27 protein-coding genes are annotated in these 26,596 nt (G+C 71.8%); 17 read left to right on the top strand and 10 right to left on the bottom strand.

Translation table 11 applies throughout. The annotated features are described in order from the left end of the window. Positions 1-56 precede the first annotated feature (56 nt). Entirely contained in the window at positions 57-272 is a 216-nt protein-coding gene (locus ABZ374_RS40455) for a hypothetical protein (RefSeq protein ID WP_360321861.1), read from the bottom strand. 133 nt (positions 273-405) lie between these two features. Continuing rightward, positions 406-951, bottom strand: a complete 546-nt coding sequence (locus tag ABZ374_RS40450; protein ID WP_360321858.1) for a carboxymuconolactone decarboxylase family protein — start codon at positions 949-951, stop codon at positions 406-408. Positions 952-1,061: 110 nt separating this feature from the next. On the opposite strand from ABZ374_RS40450, the gene ABZ374_RS40445 reads away from it, so the two are divergent. The 9 genes from ABZ374_RS40445 (at position 1,062) to ABZ374_RS40405 (ending at position 10,509) form a co-directional block, all read left to right on the top strand. Beyond that, a complete protein-coding gene (locus tag ABZ374_RS40445; protein WP_360321855.1) occupies positions 1,062-1,619 on the top strand; it encodes a TetR family transcriptional regulator in 558 nt (185 codons plus the stop codon). Between the two features lie 181 nt (positions 1,620-1,800). Beyond that, positions 1,801-2,940, top strand: coding sequence for a PP2C family protein-serine/threonine phosphatase (locus ABZ374_RS40440; RefSeq protein WP_360321852.1), 1,140 nt, complete (start codon positions 1,801-1,803; stop codon positions 2,938-2,940). Between the two features lie 241 nt (positions 2,941-3,181). After that, positions 3,182-3,838, top strand: a complete 657-nt coding sequence (locus tag ABZ374_RS40435; RefSeq protein ID WP_360321849.1) for a hypothetical protein — start codon at positions 3,182-3,184, stop codon at positions 3,836-3,838. Positions 3,839-4,255: 417 nt separating this feature from the next. Next, the gene (gene fabG, locus ABZ374_RS40430) at positions 4,256-5,035 is read left to right on the top strand and encodes a 3-oxoacyl-ACP reductase FabG (protein WP_360321846.1); all 780 of its coding nucleotides are present in this window, start codon (positions 4,256-4,258) and stop codon (positions 5,033-5,035) included. A gap of 23 nt (positions 5,036-5,058) precedes the next feature. After that, on the top strand, positions 5,059-6,207 hold the full coding sequence (locus tag ABZ374_RS40425) for an acyl-CoA dehydrogenase family protein (RefSeq protein WP_360321843.1): 1,149 nt from the start codon (positions 5,059-5,061) through the stop codon (positions 6,205-6,207). Continuing rightward, the gene (locus ABZ374_RS40420) at positions 6,204-7,313 is read left to right on the top strand and encodes an acyl-CoA dehydrogenase family protein (protein WP_360321840.1); all 1,110 of its coding nucleotides are present in this window, start codon (positions 6,204-6,206) and stop codon (positions 7,311-7,313) included. The genes ABZ374_RS40425 and ABZ374_RS40420 overlap by 4 nt, the downstream gene beginning before the upstream one ends. A 61-nt stretch (positions 7,314-7,374) precedes the next feature. Beyond that, entirely contained in the window at positions 7,375-7,827 is a 453-nt protein-coding gene (locus tag ABZ374_RS40415; RefSeq protein WP_360321837.1) for a MaoC family dehydratase, read from the top strand. 106 nt (positions 7,828-7,933) lie between these two features. Next, positions 7,934-9,475: a long-chain fatty acid--CoA ligase gene (locus ABZ374_RS40410; RefSeq protein ID WP_360321834.1), complete on the top strand. Its 1,542-nt coding sequence runs from the start codon at positions 7,934-7,936 to the stop codon at positions 9,473-9,475. Beyond that, positions 9,472-10,509 carry an NADP-dependent oxidoreductase gene (locus ABZ374_RS40405; protein WP_360321831.1) on the top strand — a complete coding sequence of 346 codons (1,038 nt, stop codon included), beginning with the start codon at positions 9,472-9,474 and terminating at the stop codon, positions 10,507-10,509. The genes ABZ374_RS40410 and ABZ374_RS40405 overlap by 4 nt, the downstream gene beginning before the upstream one ends. A gap of 69 nt (positions 10,510-10,578) precedes the next feature. Here ABZ374_RS40405 and ABZ374_RS40400 read toward each other — a convergent pair whose 3' ends face one another. Together ABZ374_RS40400 and ABZ374_RS40395 are read right to left on the bottom strand one after the other, a co-directional pair. Continuing rightward, on the bottom strand, positions 10,579-11,643 hold the full coding sequence (locus ABZ374_RS40400; RefSeq protein WP_360321828.1) for a hypothetical protein: 1,065 nt from the start codon (positions 11,641-11,643) through the stop codon (positions 10,579-10,581). Positions 11,644-11,824: 181 nt separating this feature from the next. Next, the gene (locus tag ABZ374_RS40395; RefSeq protein ID WP_360321825.1) at positions 11,825-12,796 is read right to left on the bottom strand and encodes a zinc-binding dehydrogenase; all 972 of its coding nucleotides are present in this window, start codon (positions 12,794-12,796) and stop codon (positions 11,825-11,827) included. 185 nt (positions 12,797-12,981) lie between these two features. Between ABZ374_RS40395 and ABZ374_RS40390 the strand changes: the two genes are divergently transcribed. The 3 genes from ABZ374_RS40390 (at position 12,982) to ABZ374_RS40380 (ending at position 15,839) form a co-directional block, all read left to right on the top strand. Further along, positions 12,982-13,635, top strand: a complete 654-nt coding sequence (locus ABZ374_RS40390) for a M15 family metallopeptidase (protein WP_360321822.1) — start codon at positions 12,982-12,984, stop codon at positions 13,633-13,635. Positions 13,636-13,871: 236 nt separating this feature from the next. Further along, positions 13,872-15,242, top strand: coding sequence for an alkaline phosphatase (locus ABZ374_RS40385; protein WP_360321819.1), 1,371 nt, complete (start codon positions 13,872-13,874; stop codon positions 15,240-15,242). 162 nt (positions 15,243-15,404) lie between these two features. Then, complete coding sequence (locus ABZ374_RS40380) at positions 15,405-15,839, top strand: GNAT family N-acetyltransferase (RefSeq protein ID WP_360321816.1); 435 nt, start codon at positions 15,405-15,407, stop codon at positions 15,837-15,839. Positions 15,840-15,883: 44 nt separating this feature from the next. On the opposite strand, the gene ABZ374_RS40375 is transcribed toward ABZ374_RS40380, so the two are convergent. Then, on the bottom strand, positions 15,884-16,636 hold the full coding sequence (locus ABZ374_RS40375; RefSeq protein WP_360321813.1) for a helical backbone metal receptor: 753 nt from the start codon (positions 16,634-16,636) through the stop codon (positions 15,884-15,886). Between the two features lie 66 nt (positions 16,637-16,702). Between ABZ374_RS40375 and ABZ374_RS40370 the strand changes: the two genes are divergently transcribed. From ABZ374_RS40370 to ABZ374_RS40360, 3 genes are all read left to right on the top strand, one after another. Then, positions 16,703-17,404 (top strand): MSMEG_1061 family FMN-dependent PPOX-type flavoprotein, encoded by a 702-nt coding sequence (locus ABZ374_RS40370; RefSeq protein ID WP_360321810.1) that lies wholly within the window; start codon positions 16,703-16,705, stop codon positions 17,402-17,404. A gap of 61 nt (positions 17,405-17,465) precedes the next feature. Then, on the top strand, positions 17,466-18,152 hold the full coding sequence (locus ABZ374_RS40365) for a CatB-related O-acetyltransferase (RefSeq protein WP_360321807.1): 687 nt from the start codon (positions 17,466-17,468) through the stop codon (positions 18,150-18,152). A 166-nt stretch (positions 18,153-18,318) separates the two neighbouring features. Further along, positions 18,319-18,612 carry a hypothetical protein gene (locus ABZ374_RS40360; protein ID WP_360321804.1) on the top strand — a complete coding sequence of 98 codons (294 nt, stop codon included), beginning with the start codon at positions 18,319-18,321 and terminating at the stop codon, positions 18,610-18,612. 162 nt (positions 18,613-18,774) lie between these two features. Here the strand turns inward: ABZ374_RS40360 and ABZ374_RS40355 are convergent, their stop codons facing one another. From ABZ374_RS40355 to ABZ374_RS40335, 5 genes are all read right to left on the bottom strand, one after another. After that, positions 18,775-19,692, bottom strand: a complete 918-nt coding sequence (locus ABZ374_RS40355) for an SDR family oxidoreductase (protein ID WP_360321801.1) — start codon at positions 19,690-19,692, stop codon at positions 18,775-18,777. Between the two features lie 226 nt (positions 19,693-19,918). Continuing rightward, a complete protein-coding gene (locus ABZ374_RS40350; RefSeq protein ID WP_360321798.1) occupies positions 19,919-21,100 on the bottom strand; it encodes an ROK family protein in 1,182 nt (393 codons plus the stop codon). Between the two features lie 56 nt (positions 21,101-21,156). After that, positions 21,157-22,419 carry an ABC transporter permease gene (locus tag ABZ374_RS40345; protein ID WP_360321795.1) on the bottom strand — a complete coding sequence of 421 codons (1,263 nt, stop codon included), beginning with the start codon at positions 22,417-22,419 and terminating at the stop codon, positions 21,157-21,159. Beyond that, positions 22,416-23,225, bottom strand: a complete 810-nt coding sequence (locus tag ABZ374_RS40340; RefSeq protein ID WP_360321792.1) for an ATP-binding cassette domain-containing protein — start codon at positions 23,223-23,225, stop codon at positions 22,416-22,418. The genes ABZ374_RS40345 and ABZ374_RS40340 overlap by 4 nt, the downstream gene beginning before the upstream one ends. Positions 23,226-23,321: 96 nt before the next feature. Beyond that, on the bottom strand, positions 23,322-24,428 hold the full coding sequence (locus tag ABZ374_RS40335; protein WP_360321789.1) for a substrate-binding domain-containing protein: 1,107 nt from the start codon (positions 24,426-24,428) through the stop codon (positions 23,322-23,324). A 730-nt stretch (positions 24,429-25,158) separates the two neighbouring features. Here ABZ374_RS40335 and ABZ374_RS40330 point away from each other — a divergent pair. Then, positions 25,159-25,626: a MarR family winged helix-turn-helix transcriptional regulator gene (locus ABZ374_RS40330; protein ID WP_360321786.1), complete on the top strand. Its 468-nt coding sequence runs from the start codon at positions 25,159-25,161 to the stop codon at positions 25,624-25,626. A 118-nt stretch (positions 25,627-25,744) separates the two neighbouring features. Further along, on the top strand, positions 25,745-26,344 hold the full coding sequence (locus ABZ374_RS40325; protein ID WP_360321783.1) for a DinB family protein: 600 nt from the start codon (positions 25,745-25,747) through the stop codon (positions 26,342-26,344). Positions 26,345-26,596 lie beyond the last annotated feature (252 nt).

Here is a 26,596-nt window from a genome sequence, read left to right as displayed (position 1 = left end):
ATGTGGACCGGGTGCGCCGGCCGGACCCCCGTACCGGCCGGCGCACCCGGGCCCGTTCAGTCCGAGGCACGCTCCGTGCGGTAGGTGATCAGCCGTACGGCCGGCGCCGAGACGATCTGGACGACACCGGTACCGGGGATGTCCAGGTGCGCGAAGCCGCCCTCGACGGCCACTCGGACGGCCGGCACCGAAGCGGTGGCCGTGCCGTCGGCGTCGATCACCGAATAGCCGTCCACGAGTTCGACGGACGCGTCGTGCCAGGTGCGGTTCATGCGGGGGCTCCGATCGTGGTGGTGCGTTGGGCCGAGGCGGCTTGTTCGCCGTCGGTGGTGGCTCGGGGGCTTTCGGTGGCCGGGTCCGTGCCCGTGGCTCTTCGGCTGCCTTCGGTCGGGCCCGTGCCTTCGGTCACGCCGGTACCTCCGGGAAGTCCAGCTCCGGTCGGGCCAGGTGGTTGTAGTAGTTGGAGAGCGTGTTCAGCGCGATGTGCGCGACGATCTCGGCCTGCTCGGCGTCGGTGACGCCGGCGGTGTGGGCCGCCGCCCGGTCCGCGTCGGTGACCCGGCCGCCGGTGCGCATGATCGCGAGGGCCAGGCGCAGGACCCCGTCCGTGTGCGGGTCCGTGTCGTGGCCCTCGCGGGTGGCCCGGAGCTGCTCCTCGGTCAGCCCGATCAGGCCGCCGCGGAGGGAGTGCGCGCTGACGCAGTAGGTGCACTCGTTCTCCTGTGCGATCAGCAACGCGAGTTGCTCGCGCAGACGCGCGCGCAGCACACCCCGGGTGAGCCGGTCGCGCATCGCGAGGTAGCCCTCCAGGGCGGCCGGGCCGCTCGCGAGCGCCGCGTAGAGGTTGGGCACCCGGCCGAGTTGCCTGGCGACCCGGGCGAGGAGGTCCTCGGTGTCGGGCTGGGCGGGGGCGACCGCCGGAGCGGTGGCCGGGGCGGGTGTGGACGACATGCGGACCCCCGTGGGTGTGGCGCGGAAACAGAAACGGTACCGATCGGTGCCGTTTTCCAGACGGTACTGATCGGTACCGTTTCCGGTCAAGGGGGGTTAGGATTCCGAACGTGCCCGTCAAAGCCCGAGACCGCCTGCTCGCCACCGCCGAGGAACTCTTCTACGCCGAGGGGATCCGCGCCGTCGGCATCGAGCGCATCCTGGCCGAGTCGGGCGTCGGTCGGGCGTCGTTGTATCGGCACTTCCCGAGCAAGGACGACCTCGTGGTCGCCGTGCTGGAGGCGCGCGACCGGCGCTGGCGGAGTTGGCTCGCCGAGCGGGTCGAGGCGCTCGGTGGCCGGCCGCTCGCCGTCTTCGACGCGCTTGCCGAGCGCTTCGTCCGCAACGACTTCCGGGGCTGCGCGTTCATCAACACGATGATCGAGTCCGCCGACCCGGACAGTCCCGCGCATCGGGTCGCGGCGGCGCACAAGGAATCCGTGGTCGGCTACCTCGAACAGCTCCTGACCGCCGCCGAGGTCGCCGAACCGGCCCTACTCGCAAGGCAGTTCGTCCTTCTGATGGACGGCGCCGTGGTCACCGCCCTGCGCGAGCGCACCGCCGCCCCGGCCGAACGAGCCCGCCGGCTGGCCGAAACCCTGCTCGCGGCGGCCGGTTCCACCGCCTGAACCCGCCCGGCCGCGCCGTTGCCGGTCGCCGGCGCCGCATGGGGACGGTCGTCCGGTGCCGGGGACGGGCGTTTGCGATGGTCAGCCGTGTGGCGTAGCTGGACGGAGGGTGGATCGGGAAAGGGGTGGGAGGGCCGATCTGCACGGCCCCTTGCGGGTGAACCAGGGTGGTGGCTTCCCGATGAGCGAGACCCCGGCGGTCGTCGGGGGCGGTGGCCGGCCGATGCGGCGGCTGATCCCGCTGTTGCCGGCGCTGCTGTACATCGTGATCGTGGCGGTCGACTTCGGCACACCCGACGAGTTTCGGACCGACACGATGTTGTGTCTGGTGCCGATGACCGCGTCGAGCCTGACCACGGTGCGCGCGACCACCGTCTACGCGGTGCTGGCGACGTTGACGTTCCTGGTATTGGATCCGTGGCTGGCGCCGAGCGGCTACACGCACGACTGGGCCGGGTTCGTGGTGGTGGTGTTGGGCGGCGCGATCGCGGTGGCCACGGTGTTGTTGCGGACCCGATTGCAGGATCGGGTGTCGCGGCTGGGCAATGTGGTCGAGCACGTGCAGCGCGCGTTGTTGCCGCCGGCGCCGCCGGTGGTGGGCGGGGTCCGGGTCGACCGCAGCTACCTGGCGGCCGAGCGCGACGCCGAGGTGGGCGGGGACGTGTACGACGTGGTGGCCACGCGGTACGGGACGCGCGCGTTCATCGCCGACGTGCAGGGCAAGGGCATGACCGCCGTCGGCGCCGGTGCGGCGTTGGTCGGCACCTTCGACGAGGCCGCGTTCACCGAGCCGGAGTTGCACCGGGTCGGGGATCGTATGGGCGAGGCCCTGGAGCGGTTCGGCCGCAACCAGGTGCTGCTCGGTGGGCCGGACACGGACTGGTTCGCCACGGCGCTGCTCGCCCGGTTCGGCCCGGACGGGCTGGTCGAATTGGTCAACCACGGCCACGAGGCGCCCGCCCTGATCGGCCCGTCCGGGGTGCGCTGGATCGACGTACCGCCCGAGTTGCCGCTCGGGTTGGCCGGGTTGCTCCCCGCCGAGGAGCGGGCGCCGGCCCATCGTTTTCGGATGGCACCGGACGAGTTGTTGCTGCTGTACACGGACGGCACCACCGAGGCCCGGGACGCCGAGGGGCGGTTCTTCCCGCTGCGCGAATGGCTCGCCCGGCATGCCGATCCGAGGATGTCCGGAGCCGAGCTGCTCGGCCTGCTGCAACGGGCGCTGCTGGCGCATGGCGGCGGCCGACTCACCGACGACGCCGCGCTGATGGTGCTGCGCCCGGAGCCGGCGGCCCCGGCCGGCGCCGGGTCGTCGGGATAGGGGTTGCGGAAGGGGTCGAACTCCCTTTCCGCTCCGCTATGTTCGCAGCATGTCGATTCCGGGAGAACCGCCTCGGCCGGTCCCATCGCACGGATATCCGCAGTCGGCCCCGCCGCCCGGTCCGTACGGTCCGGCGTCGGCGCCGCTGGGGCCCTACCAACCCGGCTCGTTCCCCTCGTCGGCCGACGTCGGGCCGGGGTTCGGACCGGCGGGTGGACCCTATGGTCGCCCGCCGGGATCCGTGGATGGGCGCGGCCGAGGGTGGTTGTGGGCCCTGGCCGGAGCGGGGGTCGCGTCGGCGGTGTGGGCGGGCACGCTGTTCGCCACCGGTGGATTCGGGGGTGGGGACGACGGGCCCGGTCAGGCCGGCTACCGCTATACCGCGGACCTGTGCGCGGCGACCGATGCGGAGGTCTTCACCGGTTACGTGGTGACCGACGATCCCAAGCCGAAGGCCACTGGCATACGGGAGCCCAACCTCGAAACCATGGGCTGCAGCCTTCCGTTCGATCCGAAGGACGCGGTCGGCGCCTCCAGCCCGACGGCTTGGATCACCGAGACGGTGACGCTGCACAAGAAGACCGATCCCAAGGCCGAGTTCGGCCCGTCCCTGCGCTCCTTCGAGGCGCAGAAGACGGAACAGACGCACTACACGATCGACCGGGTGCGCAACCTGGGCAGCGAGGCGTACCTGGTGGTCCAGGTCCCCGAACCGGGCAAGGGGGACACCGGGTTGGTGTGGGTGTTGCTGGCGGTGCGCGAGGGCGGCATGACCTACCAGACCACGTGGGTGAGTACCGGCACCGGAGGCGACGGCGCACCGAGAACCACGCCCAAGCAGGCCGGCGACATGCTGGTGGCCAGTGCCAAGGCGACGTTGGCGAAGCTCAGGGTCTGACTCCGGCGGGAATCGGTGTCTGGTTGCCCGCCGCCCGCCCGAGGCCGAGCAGGGGGTGGTGCGCGGCGGGTCGGTGAGCGCCGCGCAAAGGCGCTGCGCAGAGCCGCTGCGCCATGCCGTCGCGCGCAGCCGTTCTGTGAGCCTTCCGCCCGGTTCCGCACCGTTTCGCTCGCGGCGGTAGCCCCGGTCCCGCCGCGACCACTCGAACGAGTTCGCGTTGCGCTCTAGCCTTGATACCGACCGGTCGGTACCGTGACAGGCACAGTAAGAATCCCGCTCCGCCGCTTCCGCCGCAATGCACATACCGACCGGTCGGCACTTCGTCGATCGGACGCGCGGGTCGGCTCCTCGGACGGTGGGGCGCGGTATTCGCCGGCCGACCTCGTGACCAGTGACGACCCGGAGGATCCAGCACCCATGACCGAGACAACCCCCGCGCCCGCGACCACACCGCGAGTGGCCGTGGTGACCGGCGCCGCGCGCGGCATCGGTGCCGCCACCGCGCGCCGGCTCGCCGCCGAGGGCATGGCCGTGGCCGTGCTCGACCTGGACGAGGCCGCCTGCGCCGACACCGTGGCCGCGATCGTCGCGGCCGGCGGCAACGCGCTCGCCGTCGGCGCGGACGTCACCGTCGGCGAGCAGGTGGACGCCGCCGTCGCGCGCGTGGCCGACACGCTCGGCGCGCCGACCGTGCTCGTCAACAACGCGGGCGTGATCCGCGACAACCTGCTGTTCAAGATGTCCGACGGCGACTGGGACACGGTCATCGACGTACACCTGCGCGGCGCGTTCCTGATGAGCCGTGCGGTCCAGGCGCACATGACCGCGGCCGGCTGGGGCCGGATCGTCAACCTCTCCAGTTCGTCCGCGCTGGGCAACCGCGGCCAGGCGAACTACTCGGCGGCCAAGGCCGGACTCCAGGGCTTCACCAAGACGCTGGCCTTCGAGCTGGGCAGGTTCGGCGTGACCGCGAACGCGGTGGCACCCGGGTTCATCGTCACCGACATGACCGCCGCCACCGCGGCCCGGGTCGGTATGGAGTTCGAGGCCTTCCAGCAGGCCGCGGCCGAGCAGATTCCGGTCCGCCGGGTCGGCCGGCCGGAGGACATCGCGCACACCATCGCGTTCCTGACGAGCGAGGGCGCGGGCTTCGTGTCCGGCCAGGTCATCTACGTGGCCGGCGGCCCGCTGTGCTGACGGCGGCCGAACTGGACGCGAGGGTGGGCGAGTTCATCGAAGCTCACCCGGACACCGACGACGCGCTCGGCTATTTGCGGGCGCGCTTCGACGCCGGACTGGCCTGGGTGCACCACCCGGTCGGGCTGGGTGGGCTGGACGCGCCGCGAGCCTTGCAGGCCGCCGTGGACGCGCGGTTCGTCGCCGCCGGTGCGCCGAGCAACGACCCGGGGCGGATCGGCATCGGGCTGGGCATGGCCGCGCCGACCGTGCTCGCGTACGGCACCGAGGAGCAACGCGCGCGCTGGTTGCGGCCGTTGTGGACCGGCGAGGAGGTGTGGTGCCAGCTGTTCAGCGAGCCCGGGGCCGGCTCCGACCTGGCCGCGCTGGGCACCCGCGCGATCCGGGACGGCGACGAGTGGGTGGTGGACGGCCAGAAGGTGTGGACGTCGATGGCGCACGAGGCGCGCTGGGCCATCCTGATCACCCGAACCCACCCCGAACTGCCCAAGCACCAGGGGATGACCTACTTCGTCTGCGACATGAGCGCGCCCGGCGTCGAGGTGCGTCCGCTGCGCCAGGCCACCGGCGAAGCCGAGTTCAACGAGGTCTTCCTGACCGGCGTGCGCATCCCCGACGCGCACCGGCTGGGCGAGGTCGGCGACGGGTGGAGCGTGGCGCGCACCACGCTGATGAACGAACGGGTGGCCATCGGCGGCGCGGCCGGACCGCGCGAGGGCGGCATGATCGGCATCGTCGCCGACACCTGGCGCACCCGCCCGGAACTGCGCGGCGCCGGGCTGCACGACCGGCTGTTGCGGCTGTGGGTGGAGGCCGAGGCGGCCCGACTCACCGGCGAGCGGCTGCGTTTGCAGTCGGCGGCGGGCGAACCCGGCCCCGAGGGCTCGGCGGCCAAGCTCGCCTTCGCCCGGCTCAACCAGGACATCTCCGGCCTGGAACTGGACCTGTTGGCCGAGGAGGGCCTGCGCCACGACGAGTGGACCATGCGCCGCCCCGCGTCGGTGGACTTCACCACCCGCTCGCCCGGCTACCGCTACCTGCGCGCCAAGGGCAACTCGATCGAGGGCGGCACCTCGGAGATCCTGCTCAATGTGATCGCCGAGCGCGTCCTGGGTCTGCCCGCGGAACCTCGGGTGGACAAGGACACCGCGTGGAAGGACCTGCCCCGATGAGCGTCACCGAGCACCTCCTCTACACCGAGGACGAGAACGAACTGCGCTCCGCCGTCCGGGATCTGCTCACCGAGCGGGTGACGCTGACCGCGCTGCTCGCGCGGATCGAGACGAACGAGCCGTACGACCCGAAGTTGTGGCGCGTGTTGACCGAGCAGATCGGCGTCGCCGGGCTCGCGATCGACGAGGCGCACGGCGGCAGCGGCGCCTCCTGGCGGGAAGCCGCGGTGGTCATGGAGGAGTTGGGCCGCTCGGTCGCGCCGACCCCGTTCCTGGGCAGCGCGGTGTTGGCGACCGCGGCGCTGCGGGCGGTGCCTGCCGACGCGTTGCTCGCCGACCTGGCCGGCGGCCGGCGCAGCGCGACCCTGGCGGTCTCCTTCGCCGCCGTGCCCGGTGCGGAACTCCCGTACCCGGTGCGGGCCGACGCGAACGTGCTGACCGGCACCACGACCTCGGTCGTGGACGCCGGCGGCGCCGACGTGCTCGTCGTCCCGGCCGATACCGCGCACGGGCCGGTGCTCTACGCGGTCGAGGCCGAGCAGGCCGGCGTGGAACGACGCCCGGTGGTCTCGCTCGACCTGACCCGGCCGCTGACCGACCTGGTGTTCACCGGCGCGATCGGCACCGTGCTGGCTCGCGGCGAGCGGGCCGCGGCGGCGTACGCGACGGCGCTCACCACCGGCGCCGCGCTGTTGGCGTCCGAGCAGCTCGGCCTCGCCGAACACTGCCTGGAGAGCACCGTCGCCTACCTGAAGACCCGGCAACAGTTCGGCCGCCCGGTCGGCTCGTTCCAGGGGCCCAAGCATCGGCTGGCCGCGCTGTGGGTGTCGATCACCCAGGCCCGCGCGGTGGCCCGGCACGCTGCGGCCTGTGTGGCCGCCGACGACCCGGACAGCGCGATCGCCGTCGCCGTCGCGCAGGCGCACTGCTCGGAGATCGCCGTCCGGGCCGCGGAGGAATGCGTGCAACTGCACGGCGGCATCGGCTTCACCTGGGAACACCACCCGCACCTCTACCTCAAGCGCGCCAAGGCCGACGCGCTCGCGTTCGGCACCCCCGACCGGCACCGCACGATCCTCGCCCGGTTGGTCGACCTGCCCGCCTGACCCGGCCCGGGGGCGGCGCACCCGCCCCCGGATCCCGCCGACGCCACCACGAAGGAGCATCATGCGCGTCTTCGAGACCATCCCCGAGGTGTTCGCCGCCCGGGGCGAACCGCTGGGCACCAGCGCCTGGTTGACCGTCGACCAGGACCGGATCGACACGTTCGCCCAGGCCACCGGGGACCACCAGTGGATCCACGTGGACGTCGAGCGGGCCAAGGCCGGGCCGTTCGGCACCACCATCGCGCACGGCTACCTGACCCTGTCGCTGATCCCGGTGTTGTCCGCCGACCTGTTCACCGTGCGCGGAGTGCGGATGGGCGTCAACTACGGCTCGGACAAGGTGCGTTTCCCCGCGCCGGTCCCGGCCGGCGCCCGCGTGCGCGACCACGCCGTGCTGATCGACGTGGCGGAGACCGCGCAGGGTGTGCGGTTGACGGTGCGGCACACCGTCGAGATCGAGGGCGTCGCCAAGCCCGCGTGCGTCGCGGACACCCTCTCCCTGCTCGTTCCCTGAACACCCGTTTCCCGCTCGTCCCCGGAACGTTGTTTCCTGCTTGTCCCCGGGCCGCCGTTCCCCGACGGCCGGCCACCCCGGCACCTCGACCAGGTAAGGATCACGAGTGAGCTTCAACCTCGCCGTCATGCTGCGCGAGTCCCGCCTCGCGACCCCCGACACGGCATGTCTGATCTACCAGGGCAGGCCGATCACCTACCGCGAACTCGACGACCTCAGCACCCGGTTCGCCCGAGGGTTGCGGGCGAGCGGGCTCGGTCGCGACGACGTGGTGGCGATCTGCCTGCCCAACGTGCCCGAGTTCGTGGTGGCCTACTTCGGCGCGCTCAAGGCCGGCGTCACGGTGATGCCGCTGAGCCCGCTGCTCAAGGCGACCGAGATCGAGTTCCACCTCACCGACTCCGGCGCCCGGACGCTGATCGCCTTCGACGTGTTCGCCGCCGAGGCCCAGGGCGCCGCGGCAGCCGTACCCGGCACCACCGTCCACATCGTCACCCTGGCCGAGGACGGCCCGGTGCCGCAGGACACCCACGCGTTCGGCCTGCTGCTGCCGGACGGCCCGCCGGATCGGGCCGAGTCGATCCGGGGCGACATCGAGCCGACGGCCGGCGACGACACCGCGGTCCTGCTGTACACGAGCGGCACCACCGGCCGTCCCAAGGGCGCCGAACTGACGCACTTCCAGCTCTACTTGAACTGCACCACCTCGGGCGACCTGTTCGACGTGCTGCCCGGCGACGTCTCGCTCGGCGCGCTGCCGTTCTTTCACGTCTACGGCCTGTCCAGTGTGCTGAACGTGTGTGTGCGCTACGGCGGAACGGTCTCCCTGGTGCTGCGCTTCGAGGCGCAGGAGGTGCTGGACCAGATGGTCCGCGACCGGGTGAGCGTGATCGTGGGCGTGCCCACGATGTATGTCGCGCTGCTGGCCGCCGACCGCACCGGGCGGGATCTGTCCAGGCTGCGGGTGGGCAGTTCGGGCGGGGCGTCGATGCCCGGCGAGGTGATCCGCGAGTTCGAGAAGGAGTTCGACATAGTGATCCTGGAGGGCTACGGCCTCTCCGAGAGCGCGAGTACCGCGACGTTCAATCGCAGCGTCGACGACCGGCGGGTGTTGTCGGTGGGCAAGCCGATCTGGGGCGTCGAACTGCGGATCGGGGACCCGGACGACCTGCCGCTGCCGCCCGGCGCCGAGCACGTGGGCGAGATCCTGCTGCGCGGGCACAACATCATCACCCGCTACCGCGACAACCCCGAGGCCACCACCGAGGCGTTCCGCAACGGCTGGTTCCACACCGGCGACCTCGGGTACCTGGACGAGGACGGCTTCCTGTTCGTCGTGGACCGCAAGAAGGATCTGGTGATCCGGGGCGGCTACAACGTGTATCCGCGCGAGGTGGAGGAAGTGCTGTACACGCACCCGGCGATCGCCGAGGCCGCGGTGATCGGCAAGGCGGACGAGCGGCTCGGCGAGGAGGTGGTCGCGGTGGTGGCCCTGCGTCCCGGCCGGGCGGCCGAGCCGGAGGAGATCATCGCGTTCTGCCGCGAACGCATGGCCGCGTACAAGTACCCGCGCGTGGTACGCATCCTGGACGAACTGCCCAAGGGCCTATCCGGCAAGATCATCAAGAAGGAGTTGCGTTCCGAATGACGATGGCCGCCGGCGAGCCGCTGCCCGCCGACCTGAGCAACCGACAGATCCGGCTGGCCGCACGCCCGTTCGGCCTGCCCAAGCCCACCGACTGGGAGCTGGTCACGGAACCGGTGGGCGAACCGGCGGACGGCCGGCTGCTGGTGGAGGTCTCGCACATCTCGCTCGATCCGGCGATGCGCGGATGGATGAACGACGTGCGTTCGTACATCCCGCCGGTGCGGATCGGCGAGGTGATGCGAGCCGGCGCGATCGGCCGGGTGCTCGCCTCCCGGCATCCGGACTTCGCCGTCGGCGAGCATGTGTACGGTCCGTTCGGCGTGCAGGAATACGCCGACTCGGACGGGCAGGGGCTGCGCCGGGTGGATCCGCAGGTGGCGCCGTTGTCGACCTACCTGGGCGCCCTGGGCGTCACCGGACTGACCGCGTACTTCGGGCTGTTCGACATCGGCGACCCGCAGCCGGGACAGACCGTGCTGGTGTCCGGCGCGGCCGGCGCGGTGGGCAGCGTGGTCGGGCAACTCGCCGCGCTCAAGGGTTGCCGTACCGTCGGCATCGCGGGCGGCCCGGACAAATGCCGGGTCCTGGTCGAGGAGTTCGGCTTCGACGCGGCCATCGACTATCGGAACGAGGACGTCGGGGCGGCGCTGCGCAAGCATTGCCCGGACGGCGTGGACGTCTACTTCGACAACGTCGGCGGCGAGATCCTGGACGCGGCGCTCGCCCGGTTGGCCCGGGGCGCCCGGGTGGTGATCTGCGGCGCCATCTCGCAGTACAACAACACCGAACCCGCTCCGGGGCCGGCCAACTACCTTTCCCTGCTGGTGAATCGGGCGTCGATGACCGGGATGGTGGTGTTCGACTACGCCGATCGCTACGCCGAGGCGAGTGCCGAACTGGCCGGGTGGCTCGCGGACGGTCGGTTGCGCTCGCGCGAGGACGTCGTCGAGGGCGATGTGACCGCGTTTCCCCAGACGTTGTTGCGACTGTTCTCCGGCGCGAACACCGGAAAGCTGGTGTTGCGGATCCGGTGACCGACCGGCCCGCGGCGGCTGCCGAGCCGGTGGCACGGCCCCGTCGCGGTCCACGTCGCCGCCGGGGGATCAGGTGTGGTGCAGGGTGGCGAGTTCGCGGCCGAAGGCGGTCACCAGGCGGTTGCCGGGGGCCACGGTCAGGGCGTCCACGGGCAGCGGGAAGAGCAGGCAGGGGCCGAGCGGGGCGCGGGCGGCCAGGTCCCACACGCGGACCGTGCCGCGCTCGTCGGTGGCGCCGGTGGAGCCGCCGATCGCCGCGACCGGCCGACCGTCGAGCAGTCCGGTGGCCACCGCGGAGGCCCGGCCGGCGAGGGGTTCGCCGATCGGCTCGCGCGTGGCCAGGTCCCACACCCGCGCCGCGTCCCGGCCGCCGGTCACCGCGACCGGGCGGTCCCGCACGACGGCCGTGGCCACCCCCGTGACCGCGCCGGTGTGCCCGGTCAGGGGTGCGCCGAGTTCGGCCCCGGTGGTCAGGTCGAACACCCGTACCGCGTCCGCGCCGGCCACCACGACCGGGCGCCCGTCCAGGACGGCCGTCGCCACCGCCCACACCGCGTCGGTCAGCGGTTCGCCGACCGGCAGGCCGGTGGCCGGATCCCACACCCGGACGCCGGCCGCGTCGCCGGTCACCGCGACCGGGCGGCCCGCCACCACGGCCCGGGCCGCGCCCACCCACGCGGTCCGGCCGACCAGGGGGCGGCACAACTGGTGCCCACCGTCGAGGTCGAACACGCGCACCGTCGCACCCCACCCGGCGGTGCCCGCGACCACGACCGTACGGCCGCCGACCCGCGCCGTGGTCACCGCGCCCACCCGCCCGTCGTGTCCGACCAGCGGCGCGCCGATCGGCTGCTCGGGCACCAGCGCTCGCACCCTCGGCACGGCATCCGGGTCGCCGACAGCGGTCGGGTACGCACCCGCCGACACGATGGGACGGTCGGCCGCCGCCCACGGGCCGGTCACCCAGTCCAACCGCCACCGCGAGGGGAGTTCACGCCCGACGGGGTGGTCCGCCGACGCCGACCCCGTCACGGTGCCGTCGTCGTCGCGGACGTTCCCGACGTCGCCCCTCGCAAGCCTGGACGCGAGCCCGGGCCCGAGCCAGGAAATATCGCCTTGCGCAACATTGGACATATCACCATTGTGCCCGTTTTCACCCCCCGGTCGCACGGCCGCCGGGCCGGACCGCACCCGAGAAATCGACGCCCGGACCACCGTCCCGTCCACCCGCCGCTCCCCACTCGCAACGGCCGGGCAGGCCCAGGGGCCGGGTGCCGGAGGCCGAGCGGGCGGACCAGGCCGCGTTTCGCCCCGGCTACACGGTCAACACCACCTTCCCCTCCGCCGTGCGATTCTCCAGCGCGGCATGCGCGTCCGCCGCCCGGGCCAGCGGGAAGCGGGTGATGGTCGGGACCAGCCGACCCGAGGCCGCCTCGTCCAGCGCCCGGGTGATCAACGCGCGCCGACCGCCCGGCGGCACCATGTTCGGGCCGATCGCCCAGGTCGCGCTCAGTTGCCGCTCGACCAGGTCGCGGGTGCCGATCTCGGTCGGCTCGCCGGACGCCCACCCGTACATCAGGAACCGCCCGCCGGGCCCGAGCAGTTCCAGCGCCTGCCGGCCCAAGGCACCGCCGACGCCGTCCAGGACGACGCCGACCTCGTGCCCGGCCAGGGCCTCGCGCACCCGCTCGGGCCAGTTCGGCACGCGGTAGTCCACCGCGACATCGGCGCCCAGCGTCCGCACCCGATCCACCTTCGCCCGGCCGCCCGCGACCCCCACCACCAGCGCGCCCGCGGCCCGCCCGGCCTGCACGAACAGGCTGCCCAGGCCGCCGGCGGCGGCCATCACCAGCACCACGTCCCGCTCGGTCAACCCGGCCACGCCGAGGATGCCCTGCGCCGTGGCACCGGTGGTGATCGCCGCCACCGCGACCTCGTCGGCCAATTCCTCGGACAGCGGGTACAGCGCGCCCACGTCGGCGAGCGCCTGTTCGGCGTACCCGCCCTCACCCACCTGGGCGACGACCCGGCGGCCCAGCCAGTCCGCGGCCACCCCGGGGCCGACCGCCCCCACCACACCGGCCACTTCGGCACCGGGTGTGATCGGCAACGGCGGCGGTCGATGCGGGCCGACCGCGATCCCGCGCCGGAGTCGGGCCTCGATCAGGTGCACGCCGCTCACCCGAACGTCGATGCGTACCTGCCCCTCGGCGGGCACCGGGTCGGCGACCTCCTCCAGGCGGAGGTTTTCGGCCGGACCGAAGGTGTGCAGTCGGATCGCGCGCATGACGGTGTCTCCCGAGTTCGACGGTGGGCGGTGGCGGGCCGGACGGTCCGCGAGCGCCGGGTACGGGGACCACTATCGAACTTCAAGCCGACTTGAAGTCAACCCTTCCTCGGCCGTCGCGTCGCCGATCCCGGGCACGGGTGGGGCGCGCAAGTGCGGTGGGCCCGACGCGAGATGATCACCGCATGAACCAGATTATTCTGATGAGCGATCCGCGCGTGGCGGCCATCCCGGTGCGCGACTGTGCCGAGGCTCTCGTGGACGTCCGTGCGGACGGCTCGCTGCCGGTGGACCTGCGCGAGGCGGAAGGCAGCGCGGCGTTCTCGTTTCTGCGCGTGGGCGTGCTCGACCGGTTGATCAAGGCCCAGACGGCGCTGCCGCACGGGCTGCGACTGCTGTTCGTCGAGGGGTATCGGAAACCGTCCCTGCAACGGCACTACTTCGAGGAGTATGCGGCCGAGCTGCGCGCCGCCAACCCCGACTGGTCCGCCGACCGCGTCCACGTCGCGGCCAGCCGCTACGTCTCGCCGCCCGAGATCGCCCCGCACAGCGCCGGGGCGGCGGTCGACCTGACCCTGGTGGACCCGGACGGGCGCGAACTCGACCTCGGCACCCCGATGAACGCCAGCCCCGAGCAGAGCGACGGTGCGTGCTACACCGGCGCCGCGAACATCACCGCCACCGCGCGGGCCAACCGCGACGTGCTGGGCGCCGCGCTGACCGCCGCCGGTCTGGTCAACTACCCCACCGAGTGGTGGCACTGGTCCTACGGCGACCGCTACTGGGCGCTGGCCACCGGCGCGGAGGCCGCCCTGTACGGCCCGCGCGAACTCGACTGACGTCGACGTCGGGCGGCCGAGGACGGCGACGGGCGCCGAATGGGCGGCGGACGGTGGCGAGTCCGTTACCATCGGCGATCATCGGCGTGGTGATTCGAGGCGTTTTTCGGCATCTGCGCGGGTGTTGAACGGACATCCGGTCGTACACGACACGTCATCCGTTCTTCGCCCCCTGGTTCGCGCAGGGCTGATGAACTCTGCTCCGTCGGCAAGGCGTCGACCCAGAAGGAGGAGAAATGCCGGATCTGCGTTTGTCCCGCCGTCATCTCGTGTGGGGTGCGGCCGCCGTCCTGGCCGTCGGCGTCGCCGTACCCGGCGCGGCGTCGGCGTTCGGTCAGGCGGATCAAGCACGGCACGCGATCAAGGACGGGCCGGCCAGGAACGTCATCCTGCTCATCGGTGACGGCATGGGCGACTCCGAGATCACCCTGGCGCGGAACTACTCGGTCGGCGCGGCCGGCCGGCTGAACATGGACCGCTTCCCGCTGACCGGCGCGTACACGACGTACGCGGTGGACAAGGAGAACCGCCCCGACTACGTCACCGACTCGGCCGCGAGCGGCACCGGGTGGGCGACCGGCCGCAAGACGGTCAACGGGCGCATTTCCAAGACCCCGGACACCGACCGGGCCATACCGACCATCCTGGAACTGGCCCAGCGCAACGGCTACGCCACCGGCAGTGTCACCACGGCGGAGCTGACCGACGCGACCCCGGCGGTGCTGGCCGCGCACGCCACGGACCGAAGCTGCGCGGGTCCGGCGGACATGGCCAAGTGCCCCACCGACACGATCGGCGCCGGCGGCCCCGGTTCGATCGCCGAGCAAAGCGTCGCGCACAAGGTGGACGTGCTCCTGGGCGGCGGCAAGGCGCGCTTCGACCAGACGATCACGCAGGGCCCGTTCGCGGGGAAGACGGTCACCCAGCAGGCCCAGGCCCAGGGCTACCAGGTGGTCACCGACGCCGACTCGCTCAAGGCCGCCAAGGCCGGCAAGCCGGTACTCGGCCTGTTCGCGCCGGTCAACGTGCCGGTCGAGTGGACCGGCAAGGCGGCTGCCGTGGGCGGTACCGAGCCGCAGCGCTGCGTGACCGCCAACCCGGCGCGGCCCGCCGGCACGCCGAGCCTGGTGCAGTCCACCACCAAGGCGCTGGAGCTGTTGGAAGCCAGGCAGTCCGGCCGCGGTCACGACCGCGACAAGGGCTTCTTCCTCCAGGTCGAGGGTGCCTCGATCGACAAGCAGGACCACGCCGCCGATCCGTGCGGCCAGATCGGCGAGACCGTCGCGTTCGACCAGGCGGTCAAGCTGGCCCGCGAGTACGCGGCCAAGCACCCCGACACGCTCGTGGTGACCACCGCGGACCACGGCCACACCAGCCAGATCGTGCCGCTGGAGGCCACCCCGCCGGGCCTGTCCTCGACGCTGGTCACCAACGAGGGTGGGCAGTTGAAGGTCAACTACTCGACCAACACCCCCGGCAAGTCGCAGGAGCACACCGGCACCGAGGTAAGGATCGCGGCGCAGGGCCCGCAGGCGTTCCGGGTGCTGGGCGTCACCGACCAGACGGAGCTGTTCACCACGCTGCGCACGGCGCTTCGACTGCGCTGACGCGGCGACGCACGACCCGACGAGCGGCCTCGGCCGCCGCCCCGGCCCGCAGGCCCACCCGCCTGCGGGCCGCGGTGCGTTCGGGGGCGTGTGGGTCGAGCCGTCGGCGCGGGCGAACGCCCGGATAGGGTGCGGCTTTCGGCTCATCCAAGGAGGCGGCACGTGGTCGACATCGGCAGGCTCACACCGGCGGACCGGGCGGACTGGCAGCTTCTGTTCGAGGGCTACAACACCTTCTACGAGCGTACCCTGGCCCCGGAGTTGTTCGACCGGGCGTGGACCGCGTTCCAGGAGGACACCCGGATGCACGCGTTGGGCGCGAAGGTGGACGGCCGACTGGTCGGCATCACCCACTTCCTGGTCCATGCCAGCACCACGACGCCCGACGTGTGCTACCTCCAGGACCTGTTCACCGCGCCGGAGGCCCGGGGTCGGGGCGTGGCCGGGGCACTGATCGCCGCGGTGGCCGACTGGGCCCGCGAACGGGAGTGCTCGCGGGTGTACTGGTCGACGCACCAGGACAACACCACCGCCCGTCGGCTCTACGACCGGGTGGGGCTGAATCGGGGCTTCGTGCTGTACCAGATCGGTCTCTGACCGGCGCCCTCCCGGATCGCCGCCACCCTCGGCGACTGCCCCGGTCAGCGGGCCAGTTGCGCGGCCAGCAGGGCGGGGGCCTCGGCCAGCGACGGGCCGTACCAGGTGAGGTGGCGTCCGCTGACGAGGGCGGTCGCGATGCCCGGGAACGCCTCGGGGCCGTCCTCGGCGGTGAACGCGTAGGGCTCGTCCGGGAGGACCACCAAGTCCGGCTCGGTGGCCAGGAGTTCGTCCAGGGAGAGCTTGGGCCAGCGCTCCGCGTGGGTGCCGAGCACGTTCTCGACGCCGAAGCGGGAGAGGACGTCGGCGGCGAAGGTGTCCCGACCCGCCGCCATCCACGGCCGCCGCCACACCGGGATGATCGCCCGTCTCGGCCGGGCCGGCGGCAACGCGGTCCACGCGGCCCGGCACCGGTCGAGCCACGGCGGGGCGGGCAGCCGGCAACCGAGCACGAGCATGCGCTCCAGCGCCGTGAACGCCTCGTCCAGACCACGAACCCGGGTCACCCACACGGCGATTCCGGCGGCGCGCAGGGCGGCCAGGTCGACCGCGCGATTCTCCTCCTCGTTGGCCAGCACCAGGTCCGGGGCGAGCGCGCGGATCGTGTCCGGGTCCGGATTCTTGGTGCCGCGGACCCGGACCACGTCCAGGTCGGCGGGGTGCGAGCACCAGTCGGTGGCACCGACCAGCAGACCGGGCGCAGTCGCCGCGACCGCCTCGGTGAGCGAGGGGACGAGCGAGACCACCCGGCGCACGTCGGCCGGCACGGACACGGTGAGGTCGAGGTCGTCGCGCATGCCTCGACCCTACGACTCGTGGGACTGCGCCGCGGTGGCGATCATGCCGTCTCCTAGGGTGGCGTCATGACGAGCACGGAAAACGGCGGTACGGGCAACGTCGGCGATATCGACGACCCCCTCGACCCCGGCCTGTTCGACGCGCTGCGCGCGGACGCGATAACCGATCTCACGGGCCTGGGCGAACTGTACGAGCAACCCGGCGCGGCGGCGGCCGCCAAGGAGATGGACCGGCTCACCGAGCAGACCCGGGCCCTGGTCGGCTGTGCGTCGCTGGTCTTCGTGGCCAGTGTGGACGCTCGGGGCCGCTGCGACGTGACCCCGCGCGGCGGGCCGGCCGGCTTCGTCACCGTGCTGGACGATCGCACGCTGGTCATCCCGGACGCCACCGGCAACAAGCGCCTGGACACGTTGCGCAACGTGCTGGAGACGGGCCGGGTCGGGCTGTTGTTCGTGATCCCCGGCCGGACCACGACGCTGCGCGCGAACGGCCGCGCGTGCGTGTCCGCGCGACCCGAGTTGTTGGCGCAACTGACCGCCGTGGGCAAGCCGCCGGTGAGCGCGCTCGTGGTGGAGCTGGACGAGGTCTACCCGCACTGCCCCAAGGCCCTGCTGCGCAGCTCGGCCTGGAAGCCCGAGGGCTGGCTGCCCGCCGACGCGCAGCCGAGTTCGGCCGAGGTGACGCTGGCCCAGTTGCGGATGCCGGGGCTGACCATCGACGACATCCGGCGGGCGGAGGAGGAGTCGATCAAGTACCGCTACGAATAGCCGAGGCGATGCGATCCGGCGCAGCGGACCACCGGGTTCGTGACGCCGGCGAACCGGTGAAATGCCGCCGAGATTCCTGGAGTACGCACCTGTGAATGCCCTGCCGCCCGCCGACCCCACGGTGCTGCACCCGATGCCCGAGCAGCCGCGCGTGGTCCTGCTCAAGCCGTTGGTGACCTCGCCGCTGATCGAGGTCGGCGAATTCTCCTACTACGACGACCCGGACGATCCGACCGCGTTCGAGACCCGCAACGTGCTCTACCACTACGGCCCGGAGCGGCTGGTGATCGGCCGGTTCTGCGCGTTGGGCGAGGGCGTGCGGTTCATCATGAACGGTGCCAACCACCGGATGGACGGGCCCTCGACGTTCCCGTTCCCGATCATGGGCGGATCCTGGGCCGAACACTTCGACCTGATCGCCGGCTTGCCGGGGCGTGGCGACACGGTGGTCGGCCACGACGTGTGGTTCGGCTATCGGTCCACCGTGATGCCCGGCGTCCGGATCGGCCACGGCGCGATCATCGCGTCCGGCGCGGTCGTGGTGGACGACGTCCCGGACTACACGATCGTCGGCGGCAATCCGGCCCGCCCGATCCGCCCCCGACACAGCCCGGAGGACATCGCCCGCCTGCTCGAACTGGCCTGGTGGGACTGGCCCATCGAACACATCACCCGACACGTACGGACCATCATGTCCGGCACCGTCGACGACCTGGCGGCGATCGCCCCGGAGGCGGGCACGCGGTAGCGCGGGCGCCCCGGCCCCGGTCGACACGCCGGGCCCGCCCGGAGGGCAGGGGCGCCACTCGACGCCACACGGGGCGTCACCCGATCGACACGTACCGCGAGGTGTCCTGCCCGCCGCCGTGCCATCGTGGCCGGGAACCCATCCCCCCTCGGAACGGAGTTCCCTCATGGGCATCAAGGACGAGATTCAGGCGAAGGCCCGGCAGACCAAGCAGAAGGCGCAGCCGCGGCAGGACGGGGCGAGCGAGCAGGAGCGGCTGCGGCAGCGCGCGGACGCGGCGCAGCCCAGGCTGAACGGGGCCGGCGAGCAGGAGCGGCTGCGGCAGCGGGCGGACGGGGTACGGCCCCGGCAGGACGGGGCGAGCGAACAGGAGCGGCTGCGGCAGCGCGCGGAAGAGGCCCGCCGGTCGGGTCGACGGAACATCGACGACGTCGAGGACGAGTTGGAGTCCCGGCGCTGACATCCCCGCGCAGACGTGGGCCCGCTGCACCGCATCGGTGTCGCGGGCCCACACCCGTGAGCCGCCGTGGGTGCAGGCGGGCCGATGCCACGCCACCGCCCGAGTCGGGCGAGTCGGCGTTCGAGGCCGGGGGTATCGCCGGGCCGGTCGCGCCGATGCGGGTCAGCGGTAGCCGGTCTGGTCGGCGGGCAGGCCCGGGTCCTGGACCTCGACCAGGTAGCGCCACGCGTCGGGTCGGCTGCCGTCCAGGTCGGTGAAGCCGTACACGCCCGCGAGTTGTCCACTGGACAGGGATCGGCCGTTCCAGCGGGCCACTTCGGGATCGGCCGCCAGCGCCACCACGGCCCGGCCGACGTAGGCGGGGGATTCGGAGATGCCGAAGTGCGGTTGGATCCGCGTCGCCTCCCGCCAATTCCGCTCGGTCACCCCGTAGTTGTCGAGCATCATCTCCGAGCGCAGCCACCCGGGAGTCAGCGCGACGGCGGTGGCGCCGCGCGGACCCAGTTCGTGGCCGAGCGCGAAGGCCATCCGCAACACCGCCGACTTGGCCAGGTCGTAGAAGAAGGACACCCGGTAGTTGTCCCGGTTGTACTCCTCGGTGCCGTCGGTCATCTCCACCACCAGGCCGCCGGGCGTACGCAACAACAGGGGCAACGCGTGGTGGTTGGTGATCGCGTGCGTGTCCACCGCGAGCCGCAGCAGGCGCAATCCGTCGTCCAGGTCGTGCTCCCACACCGGGGTGTCCCACGCGAACAACTTCTCGCCGCCCCAGATGTCGTTGACGAGCACGTCCAGCCGACCCTGCTCGGCCTCGATCCGGGCGACCAGGGCCCGTACCCGGTCCGAATCCAGATGGTCCGTGGGCACCGCGATGCCCCGTCCGCCCGCCGCGGTGACCAACTCGGCGGTCTCCTCGATGGTCTCCGGCCGGTTGTACTCCGAGCGCCGCTCGCGGGTGCTGCGCCCACTCACGTACACGGTCGCGCCCGCCGCGCCGAGTTGCACCGCGACCCCGCGCCCGGCACCTCGGGTGGCGCCGGCGACGAGGGCGACGCGGCCCCGGAGGGTGCTCGTCGACATGTGGTTGCCCCCTTCGATGCGTCGGCCGCCCCGTTCGGCAGGTGCTCGGGCGCGATGCACCTGCCGAACGCGGCGGCCGACGCGGTCCATGAAACACGCAACGCCGCGCCGATCGGCCCGACCACTCACCCATCCGGCCGACCCGGACGGCCGAGTCCACCCGATCGCGCACCCGCGCGCCCCCATCGCGCTGCGTCGTGCGCGCCGGGAGGCGGGCCGGGCCCGCTCAACCCACCGGTTCCACCCCGGGTTCCAACGGGTTGTCCAACAGCCGGGCGAAGGCCAACTCGGCGGCGCCGTACAGCGGGGCGTCGTCGCCGAGCGCGGCCGTGCGCAGTTTGAGGTGTTCGCGGGTGACCGCCAGCGAGGTGCGGTTGAGCCGACTGCGCACCTGGGCGGCGGTGGCCAGATACACCTCGCGCAACGTCCCGCCGAACACCACCATCTGCGGGTTGAGGATGTTGACCAGGTTGGCCACGCCGAGCCCGAGCCAGTCCCCGACCCGACGCAGCCCCTCCTCCGCGTCCTGATCGCCGCGCGCCGCCGAGTCGGCCAGACCGCCGATCGCGTGCTTGGCGGTGCCGCGGGTGAGCGCGAACTCGCCGATCTCGGTCTCCCAGCATCCGCGCGACCCGCACCGACACGGCCGGCCGTCCGGGTTGACCACCATGTGCCCGACCTCGCCCGCGTAGCCGTCGCCGCCGGTCACCGGTCGCCCGGCGGAGAGGATGCCGCCGCCGATGCACACGTCGCCGTGTAGGTAGATCACGTCGTCGCAGCCCACCGCCGCGCCCCGGGTGTGCTCGGCGACCACGCCCAGGTCGGCGTCGTTGCCGACCATGACCACCGTGCCGATCGCGGTCGACAACCGCTCGCCCAGCGGCTCGTCGCGCCAATCCGGGGTGTGCCCCTCGGGGATCGTGCCGTCCGACCCGCGCACCATCGCGCACACCGCGACCCCGGCGCCCACGCACACGCCGTCGCGGGGCGCGCTCAGCCGCATCTGCGCGACGAACCCGCCGAGTGCCTCGGCCACCTCCTTGGGCGAGAACCCGCTGCCGGGGCGTTGGATTTCGCGGCGATCCAGGATCACCCCGCCGAGCCCGACCCGGGCCGCGACCACCCGGTCCACGCCGATCGTGAAGGCGTACACGTACACCCGCTGCGACTGCGCCCGGACCACGAGCGAGGGCCGGCCCCGCCCGCCGCCGGAGGTGTCCCGCGGGGCCTCCTCCACGACCAGGCCGGCCGCCGCCAGGTCGGCGGTGAGCGCGCCGATGGTGCTGCGGTTGAGGCCCATGCCCGCGGTCAACCGGGCCCGCGAGGTGGGGCCGAGTACGTGCACGTGGCGAAGCAGCGCCCCCAGGTTCTGCCTGCGGATGTCCTCCTGGGTGGGCGCTGCGCGCATCGGACTGCGGACCCTGCCTTTCTCATCCGTGGCGTCGATCGAGGGGGAGGGCGGCGTCACCGCAGCCCGGCGGCTTCGGCCCGCCGCCGTGACAGGGCGTCGACCCCGGCGGCGAGGAGCAGCACGACGCCGGTCACAACGTACTTGACGCCCGCGCTGTACCCCATGAGCCCCATGCCGTTGTCGATCACCGCGACCACGGCGCCGCCGAGCACCGCGTCCAACACCCGACCCTTGCCGCCGAACAAGCTGGTGCCGCCGATCACCGCGGCGCCCACCGCATACAACAGCACATTGCTGCCACCGGTGTTGGAGTCCACCGAGTTGGCTCGCGAGGCGGCGACGATGCCGCCGATGGCGGCCATCGTGGAACAGATCACGAAGGCCGAGATCCGCACCCGGTCCACGTTGATCCCGGCCCGGCGGGCCGCCTCGCGGTTGCCGCCGACCGCGTACAGGCTCAGCCCGTACGGCGTGCGGCGCAGTACGAAGGTGCCCAGCAGGAGCAGCACCACCAGGACCGGCACCACGATCGGCACGCCGCGCAGCGAGGAGATCACCACGTTGCGGCTGCGCTCCTGGTTGAGCACGTACACCGCGAGGCCGACCAGGATCGCCAGCGTGCCGACCCGGATCCCGGTGATCGCGATCGGTTCGGCGCTCAGCCCGCGCCGCGACCGGTTGCGGTTGCGGCGCAGTTGCAGCGCCGCGTAGCCGCCCACGGTGGCGGCGGCCAGCAGCCAGCCGACGATCGGGGCGAGGTTGCGGTTGGAGATGGCCAGGATGGTCGAGTCGCGCACCGGCACGTTGGTGCCGCCCTTGACCAGGAGCAGCGACACGCCCTGGAAGGCCAGGAACGCGCCGAGGGTGACCACGAAGGAGGGGATGCCGACCTTGGCCACCAGGACCCCGAGCAGCAGCCCGATCACCATGCCGACGACCAGGGCGGCGAGTACGCCCAGATACCAGGGCCAGCCGTGTTCGGTCAGCAACACCGCCAGCACCGCCGCGCACACCCCGCTGGCGAAGCCCGCGGACAGGTCGATCTCGCCCAGCACCAGGACGAAGATCAACCCCATCGCGATCACGGTGACCGCGGCGCCCTGGGTGAACAGGTTGGCGAAGTTGCCCGCGCTCAGGAACCGCGGGCGCATGATCGCGAAGACGGTGCACAGCACCACCAGGCCGAGCACGGCGGGCATCGCGCCGGTGTCGCCGCCGCGCAGTCGGGCGAGGTAGTCCTTGACGTGCGTGACCACCGGCGACTCGGGCGCATCGGACTCGCTCTTGTCGGCGAGAGGCAGGACGCTGCTCGTCATCGGTTCACTCCGTTTCGACCCGCGCCGGGACCGAGTGCCTCGGTCTGCCCCGACGTGATGAGTTCGACGATCTGGGAATGGGTGATCTCGCTGGTGCTGACCTGTGCGGCGGTGCGGCCCAGGTAGAGCACGGCGATCCGGTCGGCGACCGCGAACACGTCGTTCATGTTGTGCGAGATGAGTACGACGGCCAGGCCGTTGTCGGCGAGCCGGCGCACCAGTTCGAGCACCTGCGCGGTCTGCGAGACGCCGAGCGCCGCGGTGGGTTCGTCGAGCACCACGACCTTGCTGTTCCACAACACCGCCTTGGCGATCGCGACCGTCTGGCGCTGGCCGCCGGAGAGGCTGGAGACGCGTTGGCGGATCGAGGAGACGGTGCGTACGGACAGGCCGGCCAGGGTCTCCTCGGCGATCTGTTCCATGCTGTCCTCGTCCAGCACCCAGCCGCGCCGGCGTTCGCGGCCGAGGAACATGTTCTGCACGATGTCGAGGTTGTCGCACAGCGCGAGGTCCTGGTACACGATCTCGACACCCAGGTCGGACGCGTCGCGCGGGCTGTTGACGGTGACCGGCGCACCGTCGAAGAAGTACTCGCCGGAGTCGGCGGTGTGGATGCCGCCGATGCACTTGACCAGGGTCGACTTGCCCGCGCCGTTGTCGCCGACGAGCGCGGTCACCTGGCCCTCGTAGACGGACAGGTCCACGTCGCGCAGGACGTGCACGGCGCCGAAGCTCTTGTTGATGCCGCGCAGTTCGAGCACGGGATCGGACGCGGGCGGCGGGGCGGGGGTGGGGGACAGGGCCACGGTGCGGGCTCCTCGCGTGGGGGTGGCGGCAGGGTACGCGCCGGCCGGAACCGGCCTCGTGGGTGCGGTTCCGGCGCAACTGCGGCGTCTGGGCGGCTAGTTGATGCCGAACTCGGTGCACTTGGCGGCGTAGGCGCCGGTGCACAGGGTGTCCTTGGTGACGTACCCGTCGGCGACCACGTCCTTGACGTTCTCCTTGTAGATGGCCAGCGGCTCCAGCAGTACGGACGGCACGTCGCGCTTGCCCTCGGGGTCGCGGACGGTGGCGGGCACGGCCGGCTTCTGGCCCTTGGCGAGCGCGACGGCCAGTCCGGAGACCGCGTCGGCCTCCTTCTTGATCGCCTTGTAGACGGTCATGCACTGGTCGCCGACCAGGATGTTCTGCAACGCGGTGGTCTCCGCGTCCTGCCCGGTGACCGGGACCTTGCCGTTGAGCTTCTGCTTCTTCAGGATCGAGATCGCGGCGTTGCCCAGGCCGTCGTTGGCTGCCACGACGCCGGAGATGTTCGGCGACTGGGTGAGCATCTGCTCGAACATGTTGGCGCCCTCGGTGTTGTTCCAGTCCGGGACGGCCTGGTCCGGGCCCTTGACGTACTCGCCGGAGTCGAACTTCGGCTTGAGTACCGCGTCGTAGCCCTGCTTGAGCAGCGTCGCGTTGTTGTCGGTGGCCGAGCCGTTGAGCATCGCGACGGTGGGCTTTTGCGCCTTCGCGGCGGACAGGCACTTCTCGATGCCCTGGCCCATCAGCGTGCCGACCTTCACGTTGTCGAAGCTGACGTAGTACTGCGCGCTGCCGCCCAGGGTCAGTCGGTCGTAGTCGATGGTCGCGACGCCCTGGGACTTGGCCTTGTCCAGCACGGCCTTTCCGGTGCCGCTGTCCAGGTTGACGATGATCAGGACGGTCGCGCCGTTGGTGATCATCTGGTCGGCGAGGGTCTGGAACTGGGACTTGTCGCCCTGCGCGTTCTGGATGTCGTAGTCGACGCCGGCGGCCTTGAACGCGTCGGTGAGGTACTTGCGGTCGTTGGTCTCCCACCGGCCCGACGTCTTGCTGTCGGGCAGGATCACGCCGATCTTCGCCTTCTTGCCACCGCCGTTCGTGGCGCCGGACGAGCCGGTGCCGGAGTCGTCCGAGCAGGCGGAGAGGGTGCCGGCGGCCAGTACGGCGCAGGCGGAGACGGACACGAGGAACCTCTTGCGCATGGTGGATCCCTTCGGGCACGCGCCGGTGGGGGCCGGCGGGAGACGTGGAGGCGTCGCGGGATGGTGCGGCGTGCGGAGCTGCGCAGGACGGACGGGTAAAGCGGTCGGCACGGTCAACAAGGGAAGGCGGCCGCGCCTTAAATGTTGTGGGCGACAACGTAATAGCCGGATCGGGCGTCCGCCAGACCCTGGAACCCCCGATGAATGCCGACTTCGGTAACGGTTGGGAAACGTAGGCGAACCAAAAACCGGTTGTTCGGAGAGGGAAGGGGTGTCGGGGCCCGGGATCGCGAAGTACGGGTGGGATGGCCCGGGTTCGGATGGCGGGAAGGCATGGGTGCTGGTGGGCGGGGTGAGTGGGGTGGGTGGAGGGATTATGTTTCGAGCAACAACTTAGATCGGCGGTGGGCGGGTTGCGGTGGCTCGGTGGGGTGACGGGGCGGGCGGGACAACGATTTCCGGGGGCGGCCTCCGGTGGGGTGGGCGGTGGGCGGTGGGTGTGTGGGGCGGGCGCGGCTGCGCCGGGCGCGGCGTCGGATGCGAGCCGGGTTTTGACGTCGAGGCGGTGCCGCGCCGAGGCCGACTCGGCGTCGTGCGGCGGCTGTTCGTGGGGGTGGTGTCCGGAGGATCACCTCCTTGACTTCAAGTTGACTTCAAGTTCTATGGTTTCGGCATGACCCGCGCCGAACGGTGAACGGGCTCCGCCGACCGACCGAGTGAGGAACTTCCCATGACGACCGAGCAGATCTCCGACGCCGAACTCGCCGGACAGCCCGCCGCCTACTGGACGGGTGTCGCCTATGAGGCGCTCATCGCGTACATCCGGGCCCGGCAGGTCGAAAAGGGTTACACCCAGCCCCAGTTCTGGTTGCTGCGCAACCTGTCGGCGAACGACATCTCCCCCGACGGCGGTGGGATGACGGTGCCCGAGCTGCAGGAGGCGATGACCTTGTACATCCGGCCCGAGGACGATCTGGCGGCGGAGGCCGAGGTGCTCGTGGGGCGTGGTTGGCTGACCCGGGACACCGAGGACCGGTTGTGGCTGACCGAGGAGGGGGAGCGGGCCCGTGTCGACTTCTCCCGCAACGCCCCGGCGATCCGCGCCGTCCTGCACGAGGGCATCGACGATGCGGACTACGTCACCGCGCTGAAGGTGCTCCGACGGCTGATCCACAACGCGGGCGGAACGGCCGCCTGACGGCGGGAGGATCGGGGCGGGACGCCTCGGGAGGGCATGCCTGCGAGCCCGGTGATTTCCCGGCCGGCGGCCGGGTGTGCGAGCCCGGCTGTCGGTGCCGGGTGGAAGAGTGGTCGACATGATCGAACCGAACCCGAAAGCGGACCTGCTGCGTTACCTCCAGGACGGGCGTGACGCCCTGGTGTGGAAGCTCGACGGGCTTTCGGACTACGACATCCGCCGCCCGCTGACCGGGACCGGCACGAACCTGCTCGGCCTGATCAAACATGTCGCCGGCGTGGAACTGGGTTACTTCGGCGACACGTTCGGGCGACCGTTCTTCGACGCGGAGCCGCCGCCCTGGTGGTACACGGAGGACGCGGAACCCAACGCGGACATGTGGGCCACCGCCGACGAGTCGCGCGAGGAAATCGTCGGCTTGTACCACCGGGCGTGGCAACACTCCGACCGTACGATCGCGACGCTGGCGCTCGACGCGATCGGTCATGTCCCGTGGTGGCCCGAGGAGCGGCGGGCGGTGACGCTGCATCACATCCTGGTCCGGGTGATCTCCGATACCCAGCGGCATGCCGGCCACGCCGACATCGTGCGCGAGCTCATCGACGGAACCGTCGGGCGTCTGAAAGACAACAACGGCCTGCCACCGGGAGATCGCACGTGGTGGGAGAACCACCGGAGCCGACTGGAGCGGGTGGCGCGGGAGGCCGGCAACGGCTGATCCCGCCCTGCCCCGCCCCGGCGTTGCCGGCCGGGGCGCTGCCCTGCTGCTGCCGCTGCCCCGTCTCGGTCGAAGCGACCACTTCCCCGGTTCAGATCCAGGTGCTGAACCACAGGCGGTCCAGCCAAGCGCTTCGACCGATGGTCTCACCGGCGAGGATCGGATAGAAGTACAGGAAGTTCCAGGCGATCAGGGCGATGATGGCGACGACGCCGGCGGTGCCCCAGGCGCGTCGTCGTTCGGATGCGTCGG

The sequence above is a fragment of the Embleya sp. NPDC005971 genome (genome assembly GCF_040629175.1).
GTDB lineage: Bacteria > Actinomycetota > Actinomycetes > Streptomycetales > Streptomycetaceae > Embleya.
The sequence above is the reverse complement of the archived record's forward strand: the minus strand, read 5'-3'. Positions and strand labels throughout refer to the sequence as shown.